Genomic DNA, 23034 nt, shown 5'->3' with positions numbered 1-23034 from the left:
AGCATTGCAACTTATTAACATTCATTTAACATTGTAGTCCGTTCGAGTTAGAACACTAACGGAGGAACTTTATGATTGAGATGAAATCTTTCAAAAATCATAAAAATGGCATTATTTTTATTTTAGATATAGTGCTGTTTTTTGTGTTATTAAAAGTGCTACCTTATGAGCCAAAGGCTAGTGCTGGTTTAGCTTTATTGGCTTTTGTCGCAGTGCTTTGGTTAACTGAGGCATTACATGTTACGGTTACCGCATTGTTGGTGCCATTATTGGCGATTGCACTAGATTTAGTGAGCACTAAACAAGCTTTAGTGGCTTTTGCTGATCCTACAATCTTTTTATTCTTTGGTGGCTTTTCTTTAGCTACAGCCTTGCACATTCAAAAACTCGATAAAATGATTGCTAATAAGATTATGGCGTTAGCGCGCGGTAATTTATTTATTGCCATTATTTATCTCTTTTTGATTACAGCTTTCCTTTCTATGTGGATGAGTAACACGGCAACTGCAGCTATGATGTTACCACTCGCAATGGGGATTTTAAGCCAACTTGATCGTGAAAAAGAACATAATACTTATGTTTTTGTGTTGTTAGGGATAGCTTATAGTGCATCAATCGGTGGCATGGGAACCCTTGTGGGTAGTCCACCGAATGCGATTGTAGCAAGTAACTTGCATTTAACCTTTGCAGATTGGTTATGGTACGGTTTACCGATAATGATTATTTTGTTACCACTGATGATTGGTACGCTTTACATTATTTTTAAGCCAAAACTTCATATTAATTTTGAGCAATCTTTTGAAAGCATTGAAATGAATTCGGTGCGTGTATTAACATTAGTTATCTTTGTTGTGATTGCTTTAACTTGGGTATTTAGTGGGCAAATTAATCCGTTGATTTCAGGCTTACTTGGTTTGCAGAAAAATATTGCGAGTTTCGATAGTGTTGTCGCTTTATTAGCGGCAATTGTGATTTGTTCTACGGGCATTGCAAGCTGGAAACAAATGCAAGAAAGTACTGATTGGGGCGTATTAATGCTTTTCGGTGGTGGATTAACATTAAGTGCGGTATTGAAGGATTCAGGAGCAAGTAAAATTTTAGCAGATAGCATCGTCTTTATGATAGAAGGACAACATTTCTATCTTATTGGCTTGTTAGTTGCTACATTCATTATTTTCTTAACTGAATTTACCTCTAACACAGCAAGTGCGGCACTGCTCGTCCCAATCTTTATTTCTATCGCCCAATCATTGGGTATGCCAGAAATTGGTTTAGCATTAATTATTGGTCTTGGTGCATCTTGTGCCTTCATGCTACCAGTTGCAACGCCACCAAATGCTATTGTATTTGGTTCTGGTCAAGTGAAACAAAGTGAAATGGTAAAAGCTGGCTTTGTTCTAAATCTAGTATGTATTCTTGTAATTTCAACAATGGGATATTTATTCTGGTTGAATTAATAGCTAAGCTTAGAATTTTAAAAAAAGAAAAGCATGAATAGATGCTTTTCTTTTTTTTATTCAAACCAAATAACACTTGCCATTCGTCCTGTTTGATGATCTCGGCGATAAGAAAAGAAATATTCTTTTTCGTTAAAGGTACAATGTTCTCCACCGTAAATTTGAGTAATACCTAGGTTGTTTAATCGTTGTGTAGCGATTTGGTAAAGATTACCAAGGAATTTTTCTTTTTCTCTCCTATCTGGTTGAAATGCCAGTTTCGCTTTTTGATCTATGGCGATAAATTGCTCTACAACATCGTTTCCTACTTGGAATGCTGTTGGACCGATAGCCGGTCCAAACCATGCCATGATCTCTTCAGGTTTGGCTTGAAAATATTTTATTGTTTCTTCTAATATGCCATCGCATAAGCCTCGCCATCCTGCATGAGTTGCAGCTACTTCATTTCCGGATTTTGTTGTAAATAATACGGGCAAGCAATCTGCTGTCATGATAGTGCAGACTTGATTGGGTTCATTGGTATAAACGGCATCAGCTTCTAAATTATCGTCCAAATAAGGGAGTTGAATAACGCGTGTACTGTGAGTTTGAGTGAGAAATAAAGGCTCTTGAGGTAAGCTAAATTTTTCTACGAGTAAAGCGCGGTTAGTTTTGACCGCACTTTTATCATCGCCGACATGATCACCAAGGTTAAAATCATTAAAAGGTGCAGTACTAACACCGCCTTCACGTGTCGTAGTAAAGGCGTGAATAGTATCGGCAACAGGCCAGTTAGGTTGTATGATCCGCATTAATTAATAGTCCAATTCATTTTGGTGTTCTAGATAATCTGTTTTTAGTGCGTTGAGCAGTTTCACAAAATCATCTGGTAAAGGCGCATACCATTCCATCATTTCCCCTGTAATTGGATGTGTGAGGCGTAACATGACGGCATGTAGAGCCTGACGTTTGAAATCACGTAAAACAGACATAAATGCTTCACTAGAATTTTTAGGTGGGCGAGGGCGTCCACCATAAGTTTGATCACCTAATAATGGGTGGGCTATATGTGCCATATGTACACGAATTTGGTGGGTTCGACCTGTTTCTAGCCGCAAGCGTAAGCGAGTGTAATTACGGAAATTTTCCATAATACGATAATGGGTAACGGCAGGTTTTCCCATTGGGTGAACAGCCATTAATGTACGTTTGGTTGCATGGCGAGCCATTGGTTGATCTACAGTACCGCCTTTAGTCATTATGCCTGATGCGACCGCCTCATATTCGCGTGTGATTTTTCGTTTTTGTAGATCTCGTACAAGTTTGGTTTGTGCGGGGAGCGTTTTAGCTACGACCATTAATCCTGTTGTGTCTTTATCTAGGCGGTGGACAATCCCTGCACGAGGCACTTCTGCGATTGGTGGATAATGATAGAGTAGCGCATTGAGCACAGTTCCATTCGGATTCCCCGCGCCTGGATGAACAACAAGATCTTTGGGTTTATTTATAACTATAATATCATCATCTTCATAAACAATATTCAAGGGGATATTTTCAGGTTCAAAACGTGTTTCATCTTCTATATCAACGGTAATTGCTACGTGTTCTCCCCCCAGCACTTTTTCTCGAGGAATATTGACAATTTGATTGTTAAGTTTAACGAGATCTGCTTCAATCCAAGTTTTTAATCTGGATCGAGAGTACTCAGGGAACAATTCTGCAAGCGTTTGGTCTAAGCGTTGTCCTATTTGTTCTGACTGTATTTCAGCTGAAAGGGTTATTAATGGCATAAAAGGCTCTCAAAGTTTTTTTAAAAGTTGGCTTATTGATTAATGTTCTATACAATAGCTAGTAATTGTATCTTATTTATCGGTTTTCGTAAAAATTAAGGAAAAAACAATGCGTAAAATGAAATCTTTAGCTTTATTGGCAATGGCAGCATTGGTAGTTGGGTGTTCAGGCTCAAAAGATGTTGAACAAGCATCGGTGAGTGAACTTTATACGAAAGGTTCAAATGCGTTGCAAGAAGGTGGATATTCAGAAGCTATTCGCTACTTAAAAGCTGCAAATGAGCGCTTCCCCGGCAGCATCTATCAAGAACAAGCAATGATTGATTTGATTTACGCAAATTATAAGTCACAAAACTATACGGATATTGAGACGTTGGGAAATGATTTTATTCGTATGTTCCCTCAAAGCCAAAACCAACCTTACGTGATTTATATGACTGGTCTTGCATATTCGGCTATGAGCGATAATTTTATTCAAGATTTTTTTGGAATCGATCGCGCAACACGTGAAACGGTTTCTATGCGTAATGCATTTAATTATTTCCAAGGTTTAGTTACGCATTTCCCAAATAGTCCTTATACACAAGATGCGCTTGCTCGTATGGCTTATATTAAAGCGGCCCTTGCTCGCCATGAGCTAGATATTGCAAAGTTTTATGCTAAACGAGATGCTTGGGTAGCTGTGTCAAATCGTGTTGTTGGTATGTTAAAACAATATCCTGATGCGCAAGCAACCTATGAAGGTTTATTCTTAATGAAAGAAGCCTACAATAAGATGGGACTAACTACATTAGAAAATCAAACTCAACAAATTATTGATGCGAATAAAGGTAAATCTTTTGAAGCGGTAGAAAAACCGAAAGAACCTGAATTAACCTTGCCTAAAGTAAAATAAACAATGCAATAAAGCCCGAATCATTTCGGGCTTTATACTTTTTTCATATCATCCACGATGTGCATTTTTCATAATGCGATCTTTTGTAACTTTCCATTCACGCTCTTTAATGTCATCGCGTTTGTCGTGTTGTTTTTTCCCTTTTGCTAAGCCAATTTTAACTTTTGCCCAAGCACTTTTCCAATAAAGAGATAGCGCCACAATAGTGAATCCGTCACGATTAGCTTTACCAAATAGTGAGGCAAGTTCTCGCTTATTGAGTAATAATTTACGTGTTCGTGTAGGATCGCAAACAATGTGAGTTGAGGCAACATTTAGAGGCTGGATGCTGGCACCAAATAAAAAAGCTTCTCCATTTTTGAAAATTACATAGCTATCACTAATATTTGCCTTGCCTGCACGCATTGATTTTACTTCCCAGCCTTGTAGTTCAAGACCTGCTTCAATCTCATCTTCAATAAAATAATCGTGTCGTGCTCGTTTATTCAGTGCAATATTATTTGATCCGGGTTTTATTTTTTTCTTTGTCATTGTCTTTCACCTTATCTTGATTTCGGCATTCTATAGGATATCTTTTTTGATAGCAAAAAGATCGTGTCGGTATAGTTTATTAACATTTTGAATGCTCATTGATGGCTAATGTAAGGCTATTATAAGATATTTAGCTATTCTCTCTCTAAAGAAACAAATCTTAAATTAACAGCTATACAATGAGGGGGATTAAATTCTCTTAATTAACACAAATGCGTATTGCTATCAATATGCTGCTTATGATTCATTTCTTGGCTTGAAAGAGAGATAATTTAATAGATTTTAAGATGGGGATAAATCAAGATTACAGGAATTTTTAGGAATGTAGATAATCTAAGATACTCCACCTGCTATAATTTAGGTTACAAATTTTGTAAATATCTATTTTTGAAAAAATATGATCTAACAAAAGATAGTTTTTTACAAATAAAAAACGGTTCTACTATTTAGTAGACATCTTATTTTTATGTTTGCTATTTTGATAGCTTCAATCCCGTTTTCTATCAAATGAGAACTTCCATTTTGTATTATTTATTTGATACGTAATAGTGTGAATTTTCTATCATTTACATATAGCTTTGCTTAGGATTTATTCTGAAAAGAACTAATAAAAGCAATTAACGCTGATTTTTGCTGTTCCGATAGTCCAATAATCATCTTCAACAAAACTTCATCTAACATTGTCATTTTTTCATTATCATCCACACCATAACGTAACCATTCTGGTTTAACTGATAACCACTTAGATAATGTTTCAATTTTATCCATTGATGGAATAGCCAAACCATTAAGCCATTTATGTACGGCTTGTTGAGTAACAGACTCATTTGGGTGTTGCAAATTAAATTTAGTTGCTATTTCACTTGTCTTCAAATTCTGCATAGCCATTGCTGAAAGAGCTAGTTTTAAACGTGCACTAAATTTTTCTTTTTCAGTTAATATTTTCATAATGAAAATAATTATGACTAAATCCCTAAAAAACTTGTAAACCATTATGGTTTTTATGTAAACTAAATTGGTTTTTTATTATTTTTATTTTAGGTCTAATCTATGCATCATTTTGGTTTTCCTTTAGAAGTTCTTATTGTCTTCTTTTCAGCCATCTTATTTTCTGTTTATGTGGATTTAATCTCTCACCGTCACAGTAAAGAAATTACGGTAAAAAATGCCGCACTTTGGTCAATCTTTTGGATTTCATTGGCATTGGCGTTTTACGCTTATCTTTATTTCCGTTTTGAGCCAGAATGGGCAGATCTCTATCTTGCTGGTTATGTACTTGAAAAGAGTTTATCCATTGATAACTTAATGGTATTTGTTGCGATCTTTGCATCTTTTGGCATCAAAGATCACCTTCAACACCGTATTCTTTATTGGGGAATCTTAGGCGCATTAATTTTCCGAGCTATTTTCGTTGTGATTGGAACAGGATTATTTGTCGCAAGTCCTTGGGTTGGATTTATCTTTGCGGCTTTTGTACTTTGGAGTGGTTGGAAAATGTTACGAGGCGGAGATGATAGTGAAGAAGAAATCGAAGACTATACTCATCACTGGAGTGTTCGTTTAGTAGGGAAAATGATGCCTGTTTTCCCAAAACTAGTGCAAGAAAAATTCTTTGTAAAACATAACGAATTAAATGCAGAGCAAATTATATCTGTTACGCGTCAAGGTTTACGTTATACCACACCTGCATTCTTGTGTTTAATGGCGATTGAAACTTCAGACGTTGCCTTCGCTTTTGACTCAGTACCTGCCGTGATTGCCGTAACTCAAGAACCTTTATTAGTTTATGCAGCAATGATTTTCGCCATTCTTGGCTTGCGTAGTCTCTATTTTATTCTTGCAGTACTCACAGAATACCTAGTTCATCTAGAAAAGGCAGTCATTGCCTTATTGTTCTTTATTGGTATCAAAATGGGTATTCAATCTTGGAACCACTCGGTATTTGATACAGGAATTTATATTTCAGCCAATGTCAGTCTTTATATTGTATTAGGCGTTTTATTTATTGGTGTGATTGCTTCATTTATTTTTCCTGAAAAAGAAGAAGGTTAATTATATGAATACAAAAAAATTAATCTTTCTGACCACTTGTCTTGTTACTACAAATGTTTTAGCAAACCAGCAGTATGTTGCTCCACCAACATCATCGATACGTGGATATGTTCCAGTAATCAGTGATGCTCAAATGGAACAATGTGTTGAAATCTACAACCAAGCAAAATGGTTAGGTGATTCACTTAGAAATACTCGCGTTAATCAATATTCCAATGATTCGGTAGATTTATACAATCAAAAAGTAGCTCAACATTCACAAATGATAAATTGGTTTAATCAAAATTGTGCAGGCAAGCAATCACGTTCAGCGTGTGAAGCAGCAATGGAATTAAACCGTAAAAATGGTATTCCAACTCAAAATTGTTATTAGGGAGAAAAATTATGCGTCGTTTACCTGTTTATTTATTAGTTGATACTTCTGGCTCAATGATGGGCGAGGCTATTGAATCTGTGCGTAACGGTTTACAAATGCTAGTTTCTGCCTTGCGTCAAGATCCTTACGCATTAGAAACGGCTTATCTATCTGTGATTACTTTTGATAGCAAAGCCAAACAAGTTACGCCACTCACTGAGCTAATGAGCTTCCAACTTCCAACCATCGAAGCATCTGGTTTAACATCAATGGGCGAAGCACTCTCACTATTAACAGATTGTATTAACCGTGAAGTACAAAAAGGCTCAGCCGAAGTAAAAGGAGACTGGAAACCAGTTGTATTTTTACTTTCTGATGGTGTGCCAACAGACGATCTACAAAAGGGAATTAATGCATTGAGAACCGTGAAAACTGGCACCTTTGTGGCTTGTGCGGCAGGTGCTGGAGCTGATACCAATGTATTAAAACAAATTACAGAAAGTGTAGTGTCATTAGATACCGCAGATGCCAACTCTATTAAAGCCTTCTTTAAATGGGTATCTGCCTCTATTTCTGTATCAAGTCAAAAAGTAGATCTCAACAAAAAAGATGTAGGCGGATTAGGTGAACTTCCTCCACCACCAGCAGAATTAAATATTGTTTTATAATTTAGGTGGTTAGTAGATATGTCTAGAAGACTACTCACTTATATTTGTATTGATACATCAGGCTCGATGAAAGGAGAGCCAATTGAAGCAGTGAATGTTGGTTTGCAATCACTGCTTTCCGCCTTACGACAAAATCCTTATGCGTTAGAAAGTGTGTATCTCTCCATTTCAACATTTGATACGCAAATAAAAAATGTGCTGCCATTAACCGCACTTGAAGATGTGGTATTGCCGACTATTAGTTGCCCTGATAGTGGGGCAACCTTTCTTGGCAAAATGTTAGAAGAAATCTCACAAGCGGTTAAAAAAGATCGTATTCTTGCTACATCTGAACAAAAAGGCGATTGGCGACCGATTTTAATTTTACTCACAGACGGAAAACCTTCCGATACATTAGCTTATGAACTCGCCATTCCACAAATTAAAGCCTTAAATTTTGGCAACATTGTCGCTTGTGCCGCAGGTCCAAAAGCGGATCCAAACATCTTAAAAAAATTAACGGATACTGTGGTATCACTCGATACAATGGATGCAAATAGCTTTGCACAGTTCTTCCAATGGGTTTCTGCTTCGGTTGCTCAAACCAGCGTCAGTGTGGGCTCACCAAGCAATGATCTCCCTCCTCCACCAGATGAAATCACCGTTGTATTTTAGGGGAAATTATGCGTCGTTTACCTGTTTATCTTGTTGTTGATATCTCCGAAAGTATGGCTGGCGAAAATCTTCGTCAAATGCAAGAAGGCATTAGCCGCTTGGTTAATCAACTTCGCCGTGATCCTTACGCGTTAGAATCTGTTTATCTTTCTGTGATCGCATTTGCTGGGGCAGCTGGTACGCTTGCACCATTAACGGAATTAATGAGTTTTTACCCACCTCGTTTGCCTATTGGTTCTGGAACATCTATTGGTGCAGCACTAAATCATTTAATGGATTCTTTAGAAAAAGATATTGTACGTAGTACGCCAGAGAAAAAAGGCGATTGGAAACCATTGATTTACATTATGTCAGACGGTTCTCCAACAGATGATCCTGCACAAGCTATTTCTCGCTGGAAACACCATTTTCAAAATAAAGTGAAGATAATCAATATTGGCATTGGTAAATTTGCCAACCTTGATACATTAAGTGAAATTAGTGATTTAACCTATCGACTAGATGATGAAGATATAGAAAAAGTTTACCGTGCTTTATGTGAATCTGTTGCCGATTCCATTCTAAGTCAAAGTCGCTCGCTGGGTGTGGAATTGCCTATGTCACTGAATAAAGAAATTTTAGAAAGCGGTGGTATTTCTTTGATTAAAGAAAAAGAGCAAGCGGTCGCTTTAGATGAAAATTATGCAATCATCGTGGGTAAATGTAGCAAGGTGAAATTACCTTATTTAATGAAATATGAACGGCTTGAAAACAGTCCGCTTGATAATGCGATTTTTCAATATGTTGGTGTTTATCCTGCTGAAAAAGATTACGCAGATTGGTCTGATCATCGGCCAAATCACAGCCAAATTTCTACTTCACAATTATGGGGTGGTGGCGGTTGTCCCCATTGTGGAGCTGCTTTTGGTTTATGTATGTGTAACTGTGGGCAAATTTTCTGTGCTAATGGCGAAAAAGAAGTCGTCTGCCCTGGTTGTAATGAAACCTTGTATTTTAATGATGAAGCCGACGGTGCTGATTTTGATATTACGCGTGCAAGGGGCTAGGGATGAATGCAACCGAACAATTAGAAAAAATAAAATCTTGGTTAAATCAGGCTGATGAAAAATATCTTGATGCCTTTGCCAGTCAAAATCAGACATTAATATCCCATATTTATGAAATATGGCAACGTTTTCAGGAAGCTAAAAACATAACATCATTGGAAAATAATATGTTGACCATTCAACCAACAGAAACAACTCCAGTATATAAAAAAGATCTCATCATTACATTGCCAAATGCAAAACAAGATGAACCTTATTTTTACCAAAAAACCAATGATTTCCCTACAATTCAATCTCTAAAAGTCGAAGAGGACCTTGGATTAGCTTGGAATGTAGAAGCACAAGCATTAGATGGTATACCGATAAAGAGCGGTGAATTTTTACTGACTTTTCAACTTATTGACGGTAATACAGCACACTCAACCCTTTTTATCAATCCTAATCCGAAATATTTATGGAAGAACATTCCTTCCGATAAAAATAGCCGTTTTTGGAAACCAGATAGTGCAAGTAGCCAGATTTCCACAGACTTAGGACAATTAATCGCAGCACGTATGCGCGGACGTACTCACGCAATGAAAGGAACGTGCTGTGATGATGATTTTACTATCGGCTATCACGAGAAATCAAAATTTCATTTCATTGCTGTTGCCGACGGTGCTGGAAGTGCAGAATTTTCTCGTCAAGGCTCAAAACTAGCTGTAGAGGCCGCAAAAGATAAATTTTTTGAGTTACTGAATATTGAAGGTAAAGACTACCAAAAACTTTCCCAAAAAAACGAACAAGAACTCGCTTATATTACCAAAGTGATGTTTAAAGAAGCGGTTCAAGCCGCTTATCTTGCCCAAGAAACAGCGGCAAAAGATTATGTTATTGAACAGAAATCACTTTCTTGCACATTACTGCTTGCGTTTACATTACCTTTAATCGATGGAAAATGGTTCACTGCTTGTTATTGGGTGGGAGATGGTGCAGCTGCAATCTTTGATCCCGCTATACAAAAAATCAAATTATTGGGTGAAGTTGACTCAGGACAATATTCAGGTGAAACCCAATTTTTAACCTTAGCTGAAGCCAATGCGGAAAAAATCACCGCACGTATTTATACAGATATTCGTGATTATCCTCCAATCCTGATATTAATGACAGATGGCGTTTCCGATCCTAAATTTCATAGTGATGTACAGCTTAACACCTTTGAGGCTTGGCAAATCTTTTGGCAAGAATTACGTGAACCATTACAAAAAGAGCAACCAGAAAAAGCCTTAGAGGAATGGCTAGATTTCTTCTCAAAAGGAGAGCACGATGATCGCACTTTAGCGATATTTATTCCGCAGTCAGAATGGCAGGGAATGACTTATACATCAATGACCAATGAAATCTTGAAGGAAGAATCAACAATAGTGAATGAGATAGTTCTACAAACGGCTGAAAATAATCAAGAATTTGCTAATGAAAAAGTCAGAACTCTCAACATTACTCAGAACAATGAAACAAAAACAATCACGCTCCAGAAAGCAAGTGACATACCACTTCAAAAAGGAACTGAATAATGGGTAAAGTTATCACGCTCACTGCAACAAATGGTGAAACTATTCAATTTGTTGATGAAATCAAAGCCCAAGGCGGAATGAAAGATGTGATGTTCTCACCTAATAAAGATTATGTTGTTGCATTCTTCCGTGAACCTGCTGATCTTGCCACGAAAGAGCGGTTAGAAATGATAACAGGAACTTACCGCGAAAAGATCTTTAATCAAGAAGGTGGAGAATATCTTAAAAAATTATTCTGTTGGCCTACCGCTGTAGTGGAATATCAAGGCAAGCTCGGTGTGGTTAGCCCTTTTTATCGTGATTGCTTTTTCTTCCAATATGGTAGCCGTAATAACGATATGTTAGGCATTAAAGGCAAAGATAAAGACGGTAAATGGTTCGCCAGTGCTTCTAATCGCAATAAGTTTCTTGACTCTTGAGAGTTAGGCGATTGGATGTTGCATTTGAAAGTCTGCTTGATGTTGGCTCGTGCCGTTCGCCGTATGCATATGGCTGGATTAAGTCATAGTGATTTAGGTTACAAAAACTGTTTAATCGACCCAACAACTGGTCAAGCGAGCTTGATTGATATTGACGGTTTAGTGGTGCCAGGGAAACATCCGCCAACTGTTGTGGGAACACCTGATTTTATTGCACCTGAAGTAGTGGCAACACAACATTTAGATAAAAATGATCCTAAGCGTAAGTTACCTAGCCGAACTACGGATTTACACGCGTTAGCAGTGTTAATTTATATGTATTTACTTTATCGCCATCCACTTCGAGGCGATAAGGTTTTTGATATGAATGATAGCCAGCGTGATGAAGAATTAGGAATGGGAGAAAAGGCGTTATTCATTGAACACCCAACCGATCATTCTAATCGTATAAAAATAGGGAATGTTAAACCTAGCGAACAGCCTTGGAAAGACACACAAAAAATGCCTTATATCGTTACTGGCCCTTATTTAAGCGAATTATTTAAACGCGCCTTTATTGACGGCTTGCATAATCCTATTGCTCGCCCGACAGCAGATGAATGGGAACAGGCATTAGTAAAAACAGTAGATTTGCTTCAGCCTTGTCAAAACGCTAATTGTGAACAGAAATGGTATGCTTTTGATAATTCTAAATCGCCTAAATGTCCGTTTTGTGGCACAGCACATCAAGGTAAATTGCCCGTGTTAAATTTATATTCTGCTGCACCAAATGGTAGTTATCGTCCTGATAATCACAGAATTATGGTCTACAGCGGGCAATCACTTTTCAAATGGCATTCAGATAATCGTATTTTCCCGAATGAGAAATTAAAAGTGGAAGATGCAAAACGCATTGGATATTTCGTGTTATATCAAGGAAATTGGTGGCTTGTGAACGAAAATCTGACTGATATGGTAGATGTCAATACTAAACAATCTATTCCTATTGGCGGAAAAGTGAAACTCGAGGAAGGCGCCAAAATTCTTTTGAAAAAAGGCGAAGGCGGACGGCTTATCGTTGTTCAAATGACTGGTGCATAAGATTTATTAACCTAATAACAACTGGAGAATTATAATATGGCAATTTCATTAATCAAAGGTCAAAACATTTCATTAAGTAAAACCGATTCGAGCTTAAAAAATATATTGGTTGGTTTAGGGTGGGATGCTCGTTCAACTGATGGGCAAGACTTTGACTTAGACGCAAGTGTATTTATGGCAACAGAAAATGGTAAAGTGCCTTCTGATAGACATTTTATTTTCTATAATCAATTAGTTTCACCTTGTGGTGGTGTAGAGCATACTGGCGATAACCTAACCGGTGATGGAGATGGTGATGATGAAAGCGTTATAGTTCGCTTAGACAAAGTAGAAAGTAATATCAAATCACTTTTTATTACTGTAACTATTCACGATGCAGAAGCTCGTCGTCAAAATTTTGGTCAAGTCAGCAATGCATTCGTACGTATTGTTAATAATGATACTAGTGATGAAATTGTTCGTTTTGATCTTTCTGAAGATTACAGCACTGAAACAGCAATGGTGTTTGGTGAAATTTATCGTCATAACGGTGAATGGAAATTTCGTGCAATTGGTCAAGGATATACAGGGGGATTATATTCACTTTGCCAACAATATGGTGTAAATGTAGGTTAATTGGAGTGAAAAATGGTTTCATTAAATAAAATTACTTTAGAAAAAAAAGGTGATTCTCATAAAATTGATTTATCGAAATCAACTGATCAGCAAATTACTATTAACTTAAATTGGACTCAACAAAAAACCACTGGTTTCTTCAGTAGCTTATTTGGTTCAAATAAAGAGATTGACTTAGATCTTGGGTGTTACTGGGAGTTACAAGACGGAACAGCTTCACTTATTGACGGTTTGCAATTTTCCCAAGGTCGTGGCGGGTCAAGAGAACGTCTAACACGCCAAGGATGTTATAGCCAAGCGCCTTGGGTATGGCATTGTGGAGATGATCGGAATGGCAGCTCAGCCGAAGGTGAAAATATTTTAGTCAACCCAAAAGGTATTAGAGATCTACGTCGTTTGGTTATCTATTGTTTCATTTATGAGGGGGCTGCTAAATGGGCTGAGTCTGATGCAGTGGTAACCGTTAAAGTGCCTAACCAGCCTGAAATTGTTGTTGAAATGGGGAAACAAACTGATCCTCGCACATTCTGTGCGATTGCAAGCATTGACTTTGATGATTCTCAGATGTCAGTTCGTAAAGACATTAACTTCTTTAATGGACATGCAGATTGTAGCAAATACTATGGCTGGGGATTTAATTTTTCGGCTGGTTCTAAATAATAGCTATATTCAATAATAATTGTGAGCAAAAAGTTTTTTTCGAACCTTTCCATTTTTTGCGGCTATATTAATTTAGGGGCTATCGTAGATTAGCCCTAAATACCACACTATTTTCGCAATGTTTTAAGTTATTCTTTTGGTGAGCCAACGTTAAACCGAAATTTACATTCCTTCCAGAATAAAGAAAAGTTTTTTCGGTCGATTCCATTATATTTTCGGAGTATTCTCTTCGCCTCACGCTAGAAATTTTCTATTCCATTTATGTGGTTTTGTTTCACCGTGAATAGTTTAGAATGATTGATTCGTTCGTAATGAAATGTGCTCACATCAAGGGCATCATAGCTCGGTATCGGTATAAAACCAGCTGGTCAGGCTTGATTGCTCTTTCAATAATAGGCATTAATGTCTCTGGTTTGGTATTTTCTACCACCACCTTAAATATTTTATCCTTGTCGCTTTAACAAACCGAATATGGCAATTTTTCCTGCTACGTTTGACCTCGTTTTTCTTTACGATGACCTCCCAAATGGCTTCATCAAGCTCAATTTGACTATCAAAAATCTCATCGTCTTCAAGGGCTAAATGATAGCTAATGACTTCACTAATTTTTTGGTAAAACAAAATCGCTGAATTGGCTTGGATATCGAGTAAATTAGCTGCTGCTCGGGCTATAACTTCTAATGCAAAAAATTCAAGGAGCTTATTTTTATAGATTTATCTAATTTACAATGGGTTATCTTTATTTTATATGACTAGTACACTTGCTAATCTACGTCAGCCCAGAAATTAACTTGAATTTCTTTAAAAATCTATCTTAAGCATTAATTTGATTTTTCTTGAGTTCATATTGAATTCAAACTAGACTTAACCATTATTTTATTTTATCCATATTGATTATGCGTGTTTCAGATTTTAATTTCGATTTACCTGATGAACTTATTGCTCGTTATCCAAAAGAGGACAGAGCATCTTGCCGTTTATTACATTTGAATGGGGAAAATGGCGCGGTAATTGACCGCACTTTTTCAGATGTATTGGATTTAATTGATGAAGGCGATTTATTGATTTTCAATAATACTCGCGTCATTCCTGCAAGAATGTTTGGGCGTAAAGCCAGCGGTGGAAAAATTGAAGTTTTAGTTGAACGCATGTTAGATGAGCATCGTTTCTTAGCGCATATTCGTTCATCAAAATCACCAAAAGAAGGAACTGAATTATTTTTAGGTGAAGATAAATTAGGCGAAGATAATGGAATTAAAGCGGTAATGACAGCGCGTCATGGCACATTGTTTGAAGTGGAATTAAGTGATAAATCAACCGCTCTTTTAGATGTGTTGCAAGCCATTGGACACATGCCATTGCCGCCTTATATCGACCGTCCAGATGAAGAAGCTGATCAAGAATGTTATCAAACCGTTTATAGTAAAGTACCGGGGGCTGTGGCAGCACCAACAGCAGGCTTACATTTTGATGATCCCTTGCTTGAAAAACTTAAAGAGAAAGGCGTGAATTTTGAATTTGTCACATTGCATGTGGGCGCAGGAACATTCCAGCCTGTTCGTGTCGAAAATATTGAAGATCATGTGATGCATGCAGAATACGTAGAAGTTTCTCAAGAAGTTTGTAATGCTATTATTGCAACAAAAAAAGCGGGTAAACGTGTTATTGCAGTAGGAACCACTTCTGTTCGTTCTATTGAAAGTGCGGCGCTTTCTGCGGAAGAATTTGGCAATCCAGATTTAATTGAGCCTTATTTTTCTGATACCTCTATTTTTATTTATCCAGGAAAAAAATTTCGAGTGGTGGATTGTTTAATTACTAATTTCCACTTACCTGAAAGTACATTGATAATGTTAGTTTCAGCTTTTGCTGGTTATAAAAATACAATGAATGCGTATAAGCATGCAGTGCAAGAAAAATATCGTTTCTTTAGTTATGGCGATGCGATGTTTATCAATAAAAAACCTAATGTTCTAGGATTAGAATGAGTCGTTTGACTTGTAAGTACACAGAACCTACAATAAAAAGGTCGTACTTACTTATTGTTTTGTAGTGTTAAGTACGAAATATCTAAACTCTTTTGAGGCAGATTATTTTTAAATCTGCGCCTGTTTAATGAGTTTTATCAAATTTTGCCTGTCTGTTATAACAGGCTTTTTTATTTATAAAAATCTTCGAACTGTTTATTCGTTGGAGCAAAAATGAAGTATGAATTAGATAAAACAAGCGGCAATGCTCGTCGTGGTCGCTTGGTATTTGAACGTCCACAAGGCACGTTCAGTGTAGAAACCCCTGCGTTTATGCCAGTGGGTACTTATGGCACCGTGAAAGGCATGACGCCAGAAGAAGTGCGTGCGACAGGTGCAGAAATTTTACTGGGTAACACATTCCATTTATGGCTTCGACCAGGACAAGAAGTCATGCGTAAACACGGTGATTTGCACGACTTTATGCAATGGCATCGCCCGATTTTGACAGACAGTGGCGGTTTCCAAGTATTTAGTTTAGGTAAATTACGTAAAATCACCGAAGAAGGCGTGAAATTCCAAAACCCAATTAATGGTGAGCGTATTTTCCTTTCGCCTGAAAAATCCATGGAAATTCAATATGATTTGGGTTCTGACATTGTGATGATTTTCGATGAATGTACGCCTTATCCAGCGACTTTCGATTATGCGAAAAAATCCATGGAAATGTCTCTTCGTTGGGCAAAACGTAGCCGTGATCGCTTTGATGAATTAGGCAATAAAAATGCCCTATTCGGTATTATCCAAGGTGGCGTGTTTGAAGAATTACGCAAAGTATCATTAGAAGGCTTAGTGAATATTGGCTTTGACGGTTATGCGGTGGGCGGCTTAGCGGTAGGCGAACCAAAAGAAGACATGCACCGCATTTTAGAATATATCTGCCCACAAATCCCGGCTGACAAACCTCGTTATTTAATGGGCGTAGGTAAACCGGAGGACCTAGTAGAAGGCGTACGTCGTGGTATTGATATGTTTGACTGCGTAATGCCAACCCGTAATGCACGTAATGGTCATTTATTCGTGACTGACGGTATTGTTAAAATTCGTAATGCAAAATATCGCGATGATACGAGCCCATTAGATCCTGAATGTGATTGCTACACCTGTAAAAACTATACCAAGGCCTATTTATATCATTTAGATAAGTGCGGTGAAATTTTAGGTGCACGCTTAAATACCATTCACAATTTACGCTATTATCAACGTTTAATGGCGGAAATTCGTCAAGCTATCGAAGAAGATCGTTTTGATGATTTTGTGGTGGAATTCTATGCTCGCATGGGCAAACCTGTTCCCCCATTACAATTAGCGGATAAATCATAATTGATAAAAGTGCGGTAAAAAATGAAATGTTTTTTGACCGCACTTTTTAACAAAGGAAACCTTATGCAAATTCTTGAACCTCAACAATTCGCCACATGGAATGAACCTATTGAAATGCTTTATGCCTGTCATAGTAAGGTAAAACGTTTTTGTCGCCAGTTAAGCATTTTACCTGATTATCTAGAAAAACACGGATATACTCAGGCTGTATTAAATGATGTTGAGCAAATTTTAACTTATTTCAATCGTGCCGCTCCCCTACATCATGAGGATGAGGAATTAGATTTTTTCCCTCAATTAGTCAAAGTGGCTCCGCAAGCACAAAGCTCCATTGATGAATTAGAACAACAGCACGAATATTTGCATGAAAATTGGAATGCACTATCTGCGCAGTTAGAAGAGCTTATTTCTGAACAACGTCAAAATATTGATGAACATTTAATTGAAAGCTTTGTTCAAGGTTATGAGCGTCATATTGCGTTAGAAGAACCGTTATTTGAAATGGGGCGTGAATGCTTAAGTGCGGATATTTTGGCTGAAATGGGCAAGAGCATGAGTGCTCGTCGTCAAGTTAAAGAATGAAATATCAGCTCAATTTAACCGCACTTCGGTGTCCAATTCCTCTTTTAAGTGCTAAAAAAGCCTTAAAAAATTTGGATAAAAATGATGAGCTAATGTTGATCTTAAACCTTGAAAGTGCGGTGGAAAATTTTTCTATTTTTGCAGAGGAAAATTCTGTTGCTTTGGTCGAGCAATATTACGTTTCTGAAAAAGAATTTATCGTTATCTTGAAAAAATAAAATTAATCGCCATAACGTAGGAGATTGGGTGTGGTTCACCTTTCCCAATGAGCCAATTTATGGTATTTTAAGCGCAATTTTTAACTTAAATTAACAAGGAAAACATACAATGGAAGCACAAAACCCGATGTCCACGTTATTTATTTTCGTGATTTTTGGTTTAATTTTTTACTTTATGATTTATCGCCCGCAAGCTAAACGCAATAAAGAACATAAAAAATTGATGTCTGAGCTTGCAAAAGGTACTGAAGTTTTAACTGCTGGTGGTTTAATCGGCAAAATTACTAAAGTAACTGAAGGTAGCGATAGCATCGTGATTGCGTTAAACGACACGACAGAAATTACGATTAATCGTAATTACATTGTGAGCGTTCTTCCTAAAGGTTCATTAAAATCACTTTAAGAGTAACGTTAAATTATTTTCCAGAGCCACGAATTGTGGCTCTGTGCGTTAGAAAAGAAAAGGAAAACTATGTTAAACCGTTATCCATTATGGAAGAATTTGATGGTTATTTTTATTGTGGCCATCGGGATTTTATATTCTCTTCCAAATATTTATGGTGAAGATCCTGCGGTGCAAATTTCCGGTACGCGCGGTCAAGAAGCGAATACTAGCGTGCTTGGACAAGTTCAAGATGTGCTTAAAACCAATAATCTTCCAACTAAATCTGTCGTGCTTGAGAACGGCTCAATTCTAGCTCGTTTCACTAATACCGATGATCAACTCCTCGCTAAAGATAAAATTGCTGAACGTCTTGGCAATAATTACACCACTGCATTAAATCTTGCTCCAGCCACTCCAGCTTGGTTAAGCATGTTTGGTGCTAACCCAATGAAATGGGGATTAGACTTACGCGGTGGGGTTCGTTTTTTGATGGAAGTTGATATGAATGCTGCACTTGTAAAACGCCAAGAGCAATTACAAGACAGTTTACGTAACGAACTTCGCAAAGAAAAAATTCAATATACGGCAATTAAAAATACTGAGCATTTTGGTACTTCTGTCACATTGGCCGATGCAAGTCAACGATCTAAAGCGGAACGTATTATTCATCAGTTGCATCCAACCTTAGATATAACAGAGTTGGATAACGATAGTATTAATTTAGGTCTTTCTACTTCAGCATTAAATGAAGCACGCGACTTAGCAATTGAGCAAAACTTAACGATTTTACGTAAACGTGTTGCTGAATTAGGGGTATCTGAGGCGGTTATTCAACGTCAAGGTGCTGAACGTATTGTGATTGAATTACCAGGTGTTCAAGATACTGCTCGCGCAAAAGAAATTTTAGGGGCAACTGCAACGCTTGAGTTTCGTATCGTAAATCAAAATGTTACGGCCGATGCAATTTCTCGTAATATGTTGCCAGCTGATTCGGAAGTTAAATATGATCGACAAGGTCATCCTGTCGCATTATTTAAACGCGCGGTATTAGGTGGTGAGCATATTATTAATTCAAGTTCTGGTTTAGATCAGCATTCAAGCACCCCTCAAGTGAGTGTAACCTTGGATGGTGAAGGTGGTGAGATTATGTCTCAAACCACCAAAAAATATTACAAGAAACCAATGGCGACACTTTATGTTGAATATAAAGATAACGGTAAAAAAGACGAAAATGGTAAAACCATTTTAGAAAAACATGAGGAAGTGATTAATGTGGCGACGATCCAAGGTCGCTTTAGCTCAAACTTCCAAATTACCGGTGTCGATAGTATTGCAGAAGCGCATAACCTTTCTACCTTATTGAAATCTGGGGCATTAATTGCACCAATTCAAATTGTTGAAGAACGGACAATTGGCCCATCTTTGGGGGCACAAAATGTGGAGCAAGGGATTAATGCGAGTTTCTGGGGACTCATTGCTGTGATTGTGTTTATGCTGTTCTACTACAAAATGTTTGGTATTATCGCAAGTTTTGCTTTGGTCATTAATATTGTGTTGTTAGTGGGTTTAATGTCTATTTTACCTGGAGCGACACTTTCCATGCCAGGGATTGCCGGTATTGTATTAACCTTAGGTATGTCGGTGGATGCAAACGTGTTGATTTTTGAACGTATTAAAGAAGAAATTCGAAATGGTCGCCCAATTCAACAAGCAATCAATGAAGGTTACAACGGGGCGTTTACTTCTATTTTTGATGCAAACTTAACGACAATTTTAACCGCTATTATCTTGTATGCTGTGGGGACAGGCCCAATTCAAGGATTTGCGATTACACTTTCACTTGGTGTGGCAATTTCAATGTTTACCGCAATTACAGGAACACGTGCATTAGTTAATGCGCTTTATGGCGGTAAACAACTTAAGAAATTATCAATTTAGGTAGGGAACGATGAAAATTTTTGCAAAAGATAAAGACGGACATTTTATCCGTGAAATCAATGGGATTAAACTCCCGTTCCCATTGACCGAATTTATGAAAATGCGTAAATGGGGCTATGTTTTTTCCGCACTTTTAATGGCCATTTCGCTATTTTTTATCGTATCAAAAGGCTTTAACTGGGGCTTGGATTTTACCGGTGGGGTTGTTTTTGATACCCATTTTTCACAATCTGCAGATTTAGAAAAAATCCGTGGTAAGCTCCATGAAAATGGTATTGAAAGCCCAATTGTGCAGACGACGGGGTCTGTTCAAGATGTTATGATTCGTTTGCCAGCTACGGATAACGATTCTGGTATTGGCGATCGCGTAAAAGGAATGCTCCAAGAAGTAGATTCTGGCATTAAGATTCGTAGTGTTGAATTCGTTGGACCAAACGTAGGGGAAGAATTGGCTCAAGGTGCGGTGTATGCGACATTAGCAACATTAGCGATGATGCTAGTCTATGTAGGTTCTCGCTTTGAATGGCGTTTAGGTTTCGGCGGTATCGCATCCCTTGCACATGACGTAATTATTACTCTTGGTGTGTTTTCAGCGTTACAAATCGAAATTGATTTAACCTTCGTTGCAGCGATTTTATCTGTTGTGGGTTATTCTATTAACGATAGTATCGTGGTCTTTGACCGTGTGCGTGAAAACTTCAGAAAAATAAGACGTCTAGATACGATTGATATTATTGATGTTTCTTTAACGCAAACTTTATCAAGAACCATCATGACCTCTGCTACAACATTAATTGTTGTTATTGCATTGTTCTTTTTTGGTGGTCCATCAATTCATAACTTCTCTTTAGCGTTACTTGTGGGGATTGGATTTGGTACATATTCTTCAATCTTTATTGCAATCGCAATTGCATACGATGTTGGATTACGCCGTGAACATATGATCCCGCCTAAAGTAGATAAGGAAATTGATGAATTACCGTGATTTCTTGATAATCAACTAAAAGTAAGCCCCAGACTATAATTGTCTGGGGCTATTTTTTATTTAGATTTTTTGCTTTGAATAGCAGCGAAAATAACTTACCTTCGTTTAACAGTAAAATATTATTTTACGCGAGATACGTATTCGCCAGAACGAGTATCTACTTTGATTACTTCACCGATTTGAACGAAAAGAGGTACTTTTACTACTGCGCCAGTGCTTAATGTTGCTGGTTTACCGCCAGTACCTGCGGTATCGCCTTTAAGACCTGGGTCTGTATCGACGATTTCTAATTCAACAAAGTTTGGTGGAGTAACAGTAATTGGTGCACCATTCCATAAAGTCACGATACAATCTGCTTGGTCTAATAACCATTTTTCTGCATCACCTACAGCTTTTGCATCAGCAGAGTATTGTTCAAATGTTTCTGGGTGCATGAAATACCAGAATGCATCATCTTTGTATGAATAAGTTAAGTTAAGATCCATAACATCAGCAGCTTCAACCGAAGTACCAGATTTGAAGTTTACGTCTAATACTTTGCCTGAAATTAATTTACGAATACGAGTACGGGTGAAAGCTTGACCTTTACCTGGTTTTACGAATTCATTTTCAACGATTACGCAAGGTTCACCGTCTTGCATAAATTTTAGACCTGGTTTGAAATCACTGGTAGTATATGTAGCCATATTTTTAATATCCTAAAAATTAGAGATGGTTTGAAAAGTGCGTATTTTAACCCAAGAACCCGTCATTAGAGAAGAACAAAATTGGCTCACAATTCTAAAAAATGCGATTTCAGATCCTAAATTATTGCTAAAAGCCTTAAATTTACCAGAAGATGATTTTGAGCAATCCATTGCTGCGCGGAAACTTTTTTCGCTCCGCGTACCACAACCTTTCATTGATAAAATAGAAAAAGGTAATCCGCAAGATCCCCTTTTCTTGCAAGTGATGTGTTCTGATCTAGAGTTTGTACAAGCCGAAGGATTTAGTACGGATCCATTAGAAGAAAAAAATGCCAATGCGGTGCCGAATATTCTTCATAAATATCAAAATCGCTTGCTCTTTATGGCGAAGGGCGGTTGTGCGGTGAATTGTCGTTATTGCTTCCGCCGACATTTTCCTTACGACGAAAACCCAGGAAATAAAAAAAGCTGGCAACTGGCATTAGATTACATTGCGGGGCATCCTGAAATTGAAGAAGTGATTTTTTCAGGTGGCGATCCTTTAATGGCGAAAGATCATGAGTTAGCGTGGTTAATAAAACATTTAGAAAATATACCGCACTTACAACGTTTGCGTATTCACACCCGTTTGCCTGTTGTGATTCCGCAACGGATTACTGATGAATTTTGTACCTTATTAGCAGAAAGTCGCTTGCAAACTGTTATGGTGACACACATTAATCACCCCAATGAAATTGATCAAATTTTTGCTCATGCGATGCAAAAATTAAAAGCCGTGAATGTCACGCTTTTGAATCAATCCGTTTTGCTAAAAGGCGTGAATGATGACGCGCAAATTCTAAAAATATTGAGTGATAAACTTTTTCAAACAGGAATTTTGCCTTATTACTTGCATTTGCTAGATAAAGTGCAAGGGGCGAGCCATTTTTTGATTAGCGATATTGAAGCTATGCAAATTTATAAAACCTTGCAATCTCTTACATCTGGCTATCTTGTTCCCAAACTCGCACGAGAAATTGCCGGCGAACCAAATAAGACTTTATACGCGGCATAAGATCCGATAAAATATCACGTAATTTTTTTGCCGCACTTCCGTGGCTAATTAACATGAATAACAACAAGTATCAGGAGTAATC

Annotated in this window: 25 protein-coding genes and 1 pseudogene; 20 read left to right on the top strand and 6 right to left on the bottom strand. The window is 37.4% G+C overall.

The window, feature by feature from the left end; all coding sequences use genetic code 11:
• Positions 1–71 precede the first annotated feature (71 nt).
• Positions 72–1457 (top strand): DASS family sodium-coupled anion symporter, encoded by a 1386-nt coding sequence (locus KP710_RS03210; protein ID WP_215770913.1) that lies wholly within the window; start codon positions 72–74, stop codon positions 1455–1457.
• A 56-nt stretch (positions 1458–1513) separates the two neighbouring features.
• On the opposite strand, the gene pgeF is transcribed toward KP710_RS03210, so the two are convergent.
• Entirely contained in the window at positions 1514–2248 is a 735-nt protein-coding gene (pgeF, locus tag KP710_RS03205; RefSeq protein ID WP_111407129.1) for a peptidoglycan editing factor PgeF, read from the bottom strand.
• 3 nt (positions 2249–2251) lie between these two features.
• On the bottom strand, positions 2252–3226 hold the full coding sequence (gene rluD, locus KP710_RS03200; protein WP_111407130.1) for a 23S rRNA pseudouridine(1911/1915/1917) synthase RluD: 975 nt from the start codon (positions 3224–3226) through the stop codon (positions 2252–2254).
• Between the two features lie 109 nt (positions 3227–3335).
• Between rluD and KP710_RS03195 the strand changes: the two genes are divergently transcribed.
• Positions 3336–4121, top strand: a complete 786-nt coding sequence (locus KP710_RS03195; RefSeq protein ID WP_065264480.1) for an outer membrane protein assembly factor BamD — start codon at positions 3336–3338, stop codon at positions 4119–4121.
• A gap of 48 nt (positions 4122–4169) precedes the next feature.
• Here KP710_RS03195 and smpB read toward each other — a convergent pair whose 3' ends face one another.
• Both smpB and KP710_RS03185 read right to left on the bottom strand, forming a co-directional pair.
• Positions 4170–4652, bottom strand: a complete 483-nt coding sequence (smpB, locus tag KP710_RS03190) for an SsrA-binding protein SmpB (RefSeq protein WP_048954216.1) — start codon at positions 4650–4652, stop codon at positions 4170–4172.
• A 582-nt stretch (positions 4653–5234) separates the two neighbouring features.
• Positions 5235–5600: a transcriptional regulator gene (locus KP710_RS03185; RefSeq protein ID WP_111407131.1), complete on the bottom strand. Its 366-nt coding sequence runs from the start codon at positions 5598–5600 to the stop codon at positions 5235–5237.
• Positions 5601–5702: 102 nt separating this feature from the next.
• On the opposite strand from KP710_RS03185, the gene KP710_RS03180 reads away from it, so the two are divergent.
• Genes KP710_RS03180 through KP710_RS03140 form a run of 10 tightly spaced genes read left to right on the top strand, consistent with a single transcriptional unit; the run spans position 5703 to position 13754 of the window.
• Positions 5703–6704, top strand: a complete 1002-nt coding sequence (locus KP710_RS03180) for a TerC/Alx family metal homeostasis membrane protein (RefSeq protein ID WP_111407132.1) — start codon at positions 5703–5705, stop codon at positions 6702–6704.
• Between the two features lie 4 nt (positions 6705–6708).
• Entirely contained in the window at positions 6709–7077 is a 369-nt protein-coding gene (locus KP710_RS03175) for a hypothetical protein (RefSeq protein ID WP_111407133.1), read from the top strand.
• Between the two features lie 11 nt (positions 7078–7088).
• The gene (locus tag KP710_RS03170; protein ID WP_005709530.1) at positions 7089–7727 is read left to right on the top strand and encodes a vWA domain-containing protein; all 639 of its coding nucleotides are present in this window, start codon (positions 7089–7091) and stop codon (positions 7725–7727) included.
• An 18-nt stretch (positions 7728–7745) separates the two neighbouring features.
• Complete coding sequence (locus tag KP710_RS03165) at positions 7746–8381, top strand: vWA domain-containing protein (RefSeq protein ID WP_111407134.1); 636 nt, start codon at positions 7746–7748, stop codon at positions 8379–8381.
• Between the two features lie 8 nt (positions 8382–8389).
• Positions 8390–9427: a TerY-C metal binding domain-containing protein gene (locus KP710_RS03160; protein WP_111407135.1), complete on the top strand. Its 1038-nt coding sequence runs from the start codon at positions 8390–8392 to the stop codon at positions 9425–9427.
• A gap of 2 nt (positions 9428–9429) precedes the next feature.
• Positions 9430–10980: a PP2C family serine/threonine-protein phosphatase gene (locus KP710_RS03155; protein ID WP_111407136.1), complete on the top strand. Its 1551-nt coding sequence runs from the start codon at positions 9430–9432 to the stop codon at positions 10978–10980.
• Positions 10980–11399, top strand: a complete 420-nt coding sequence (locus tag KP710_RS09565; RefSeq protein WP_252346357.1) for a hypothetical protein — start codon at positions 10980–10982, stop codon at positions 11397–11399. The genes KP710_RS03155 and KP710_RS09565 overlap by 1 nt, the downstream gene beginning before the upstream one ends.
• A gap of 15 nt (positions 11400–11414) precedes the next feature.
• Positions 11415–12479, top strand: coding sequence for a helix-hairpin-helix domain-containing protein (locus KP710_RS03150; RefSeq protein WP_252346356.1), 1065 nt, complete (start codon positions 11415–11417; stop codon positions 12477–12479).
• Between the two features lie 36 nt (positions 12480–12515).
• Positions 12516–13094 (top strand): TerD family protein, encoded by a 579-nt coding sequence (locus KP710_RS03145; RefSeq protein WP_111407138.1) that lies wholly within the window; start codon positions 12516–12518, stop codon positions 13092–13094.
• A gap of 12 nt (positions 13095–13106) precedes the next feature.
• Positions 13107–13754: a TerD family protein gene (locus KP710_RS03140; RefSeq protein WP_111407139.1), complete on the top strand. Its 648-nt coding sequence runs from the start codon at positions 13107–13109 to the stop codon at positions 13752–13754.
• Between the two features lie 128 nt (positions 13755–13882).
• Here KP710_RS03140 and KP710_RS03135 read toward each other — a convergent pair.
• Positions 13883–14497 (bottom strand): annotated as a pseudogene (locus KP710_RS03135) (IS1595 family transposase).
• Between the two features lie 153 nt (positions 14498–14650).
• Here KP710_RS03135 and queA point away from each other — a divergent pair.
• From queA to secF, 7 genes are all read left to right on the top strand, one after another.
• A complete protein-coding gene (gene queA, locus KP710_RS03130; protein ID WP_111407140.1) occupies positions 14651–15742 on the top strand; it encodes a tRNA preQ1(34) S-adenosylmethionine ribosyltransferase-isomerase QueA in 1092 nt (363 codons plus the stop codon).
• Positions 15743–15955: 213 nt separating this feature from the next.
• On the top strand, positions 15956–17104 hold the full coding sequence (gene tgt, locus KP710_RS03125) for a tRNA guanosine(34) transglycosylase Tgt (RefSeq protein ID WP_106013477.1): 1149 nt from the start codon (positions 15956–15958) through the stop codon (positions 17102–17104).
• A gap of 63 nt (positions 17105–17167) precedes the next feature.
• The gene (locus tag KP710_RS03120) at positions 17168–17686 is read left to right on the top strand and encodes a hemerythrin domain-containing protein (protein WP_106013476.1); all 519 of its coding nucleotides are present in this window, start codon (positions 17168–17170) and stop codon (positions 17684–17686) included.
• On the top strand, positions 17683–17904 hold the full coding sequence (locus KP710_RS03115) for a sulfurtransferase TusA family protein (protein WP_106013475.1): 222 nt from the start codon (positions 17683–17685) through the stop codon (positions 17902–17904). Before KP710_RS03120 ends, KP710_RS03115 begins: the two co-directional genes overlap by 4 nt.
• Positions 17905–18013: 109 nt before the next feature.
• On the top strand, positions 18014–18307 hold the full coding sequence (gene yajC / locus KP710_RS03110) for a preprotein translocase subunit YajC (protein ID WP_005631054.1): 294 nt from the start codon (positions 18014–18016) through the stop codon (positions 18305–18307).
• Between the two features lie 69 nt (positions 18308–18376).
• On the top strand, positions 18377–20227 hold the full coding sequence (secD, locus tag KP710_RS03105) for a protein translocase subunit SecD (RefSeq protein WP_111407141.1): 1851 nt from the start codon (positions 18377–18379) through the stop codon (positions 20225–20227).
• A gap of 10 nt (positions 20228–20237) precedes the next feature.
• A complete protein-coding gene (gene secF, locus KP710_RS03100; RefSeq protein ID WP_111407142.1) occupies positions 20238–21212 on the top strand; it encodes a protein translocase subunit SecF in 975 nt (324 codons plus the stop codon).
• 119 nt (positions 21213–21331) lie between these two features.
• Here secF and efp read toward each other — a convergent pair whose 3' ends face one another.
• On the bottom strand, positions 21332–21898 hold the full coding sequence (gene efp / locus KP710_RS03095; protein WP_005635150.1) for an elongation factor P: 567 nt from the start codon (positions 21896–21898) through the stop codon (positions 21332–21334).
• A gap of 37 nt (positions 21899–21935) precedes the next feature.
• Between efp and epmB the strand changes: the two genes are divergently transcribed.
• Positions 21936–22952 (top strand): EF-P beta-lysylation protein EpmB, encoded by a 1017-nt coding sequence (epmB, locus tag KP710_RS03090; RefSeq protein WP_048954212.1) that lies wholly within the window; start codon positions 21936–21938, stop codon positions 22950–22952.
• Positions 22953–23034: the final 82 nt, after the last annotated feature.

It is taken from the genome of Haemophilus sp. SZY H35 (genome assembly GCF_018829705.1).
GTDB lineage: Bacteria > Pseudomonadota > Gammaproteobacteria > Enterobacterales > Pasteurellaceae > Haemophilus > Haemophilus haemolyticus_K.
The sequence above is the reverse complement of the archived record's forward strand: the minus strand, read 5'-3'. Positions and strand labels throughout refer to the sequence as shown.